Source organism: Natrinema hispanicum (assembly GCF_900111485.1).
GTDB classification, from domain to species: domain Archaea; phylum Halobacteriota; class Halobacteria; order Halobacteriales; family Natrialbaceae; genus Natrinema; species Natrinema hispanicum_A.
In genome coordinates this window covers 1-2,104 of record NZ_FOIC01000078.1, presented here as the reverse complement: position 1 = coordinate 2,104, position 2,104 = coordinate 1, and the positions used below count along the sequence as shown (strand labels likewise).

Genomic DNA, 2,104 nt, shown 5'->3' with positions numbered 1-2,104 from the left:
TGCCCGAAAGGACTGGTAGTCCGGTGACTGGACTGCGAACCTGAAACTCCTACCGCTCGGGATTCCTCCGCGTTTACGCGGAGGAGGATGTCAATCAGCCGACACCGGTCCCGTCGTCGAGGATGAGCGATCCCGCGGGCGAGACGCTGTCCAGCACACGGGATGTGCCGGGACTGTCGGTGCCGTTCTGGACGGCTTCACGAATCGCATCTGTGAGATCTACTAGCTGATCTTCGATGAAGCACGTTGCAACCCGCTCGTCAGCTGTCATCGTCACGGTTTCGTCAGTCGATGGCTGACTGGCCAGCCTCGAGTCAGTTGACTCACTCGTGATAAACTCCGATGATGGAAGCTATTCTGCTATGAGGGCCACCCAATCTGGCACCACACAAACCGCACTCGGCGGTCACGTAGGAAGCGAGTAGGCCCAAATTTGATCTATAGTACAATCACTCGAGTGAAAAACCAGAAATTATGTATTATACTCTGGAGATGGGAGTTACAAAATGAGAAAATATAGTTCGTAGAAGAGGACTTTAGTGGGCTACTACCCAAAGAAAAACTGTAGATGACGAAGCACACAGCTCAAATGGACGAATCGACGGCTGACGTACCTGGGATTGGCGATACGTTCCCTGACCTGACCGTCGAGACAAGCATGGGTGAGCGCTCGCTGCCTGACGACTACGAGGGCAAGTGGCTCGTCCTGTTTAGCCACCCCGGTGACTTTACGCCGGTCTGTACCTCGGAGTTCGTCGCCTTCGAGCAGCGCCGTGAGGAGTTCGAGGAACTGAACGCTGAACTGCTCGGGCTGTCGGTCGACCGCGTCCACTCGCACATCAAGTGGACCGAGTGGATCGCCGAGAATCTCGATGTCGACATCCAGTTCCCGATCATCGCCGACGATCAGGGAACGGTCGCCCAGCAACTCGGTATGCTCCACCCCGGTGCAGGAACGGCAACCGTCCGCACCGTCTTCGTTATCGATCCGGAAGGAGCAGTTCGGCTGCGGCTGACCTACCCGATGGAGATCGGTCGCAACATCGACGAAGTTCTCCGCTCGCTGCGTGCACTCCAGAAGAGCGACGACGACGGTGTCGCCGCTCCCGCTGACTGGCCAAACAACGACAAATTCGGTGACCAGGTCCTCCTGTCACCACCGGGAACCGAAGCGGACGCCGAAGCACGCAAAGCCGAGGCTGCTGACGACGACGAACTCAATTACTACGACTGGTGGTTCGTCACCCGCGACCAGTAACGGAGTTGCGGACCTACTGAACGGCAGTCCGCTGGTAATTTCGAACTCTGGTATAGTCACCGGATTCGATACTATTTAATTATGAATACCAGTGGAGAACTAAATTTTGTCAATACTATCTTCGAGTAGAGACTCGAGTTTTCGAATTCGTTCTTTGAGAAACTCGACATCACTCTCCGTTTCGCTGTCCGGTTGTGATTGGACTGCTTGAGAGATAATGTCATTAAATGCCTGTTCCATCTCTTGGTCTTGGATTTCCATTGCCATCTGTATCCCGTCACGAACAAACTCGCTACGCGTCTGCCCCGCTTGTTCAGCGACGGAGTCCGCACCCTCGATCAACGCTCGTGGGACGCGGACGGTGATTTTCTTCGTTTCTTGGAGGCTATAATCGGTCGAAGTGTCGGAGTCTAGAAAATAGGATCCACTGAGGAGAACTGCAACCTGATAATGGCTTGGACACAGGACGACTGTTGAGCTGTCACCTGACGACGATTCAAACGAATATTTCGAGAGTGAGTCTGTCGATCCGCAGATTTCACACTCGTTTTTAGACCCGAGATCAGTGTCCTGACTGGAACGGTTTGTGGTGGATGGTCGTTTAGGTGACATATTGATTGTCCAAGTTTAGTTACTCCACTCATCGTACTCTAACCTAATAGTATTAGTTCTCCGCACTGATCGATCTGATAACATACTTCTGATCGAGCAATCCACCCCACCCATGCGGATTGCCTCGAGCAGAAGTACTGGCTGTGTTGAATCACTAGACGGCGGCGGGATAGGTCGCTAAATCAAAGGTGTTGAAGCGGGAGAGTCGAGTTGTCCATGACCCAAATCTCCCGC

The 2,104-nt window shown here is 53.4% G+C and carries 1 protein-coding gene and 1 pseudogene; one reads left to right on the top strand and one right to left on the bottom strand.

Going from position 1 to position 2,104, the window contains the following annotated elements; genetic code table 11:
• Window positions 1–100: 100 nt before the first annotated feature.
• Window positions 101–271: pseudogene (locus tag BSG09_RS19965) on the bottom strand (ATP-binding protein); the annotation flags it as partial.
• 297 nt (window positions 272–568) lie between these two features.
• On the opposite strand from BSG09_RS19965, the gene BSG09_RS19960 reads away from it, so the two are divergent.
• Window positions 569–1,258, top strand: a complete 690-nt coding sequence (locus tag BSG09_RS19960) for a peroxiredoxin (RefSeq protein WP_092936231.1) — start codon at window positions 569–571, stop codon at window positions 1,256–1,258.
• Window positions 1,259–2,104 lie beyond the last annotated feature (846 nt).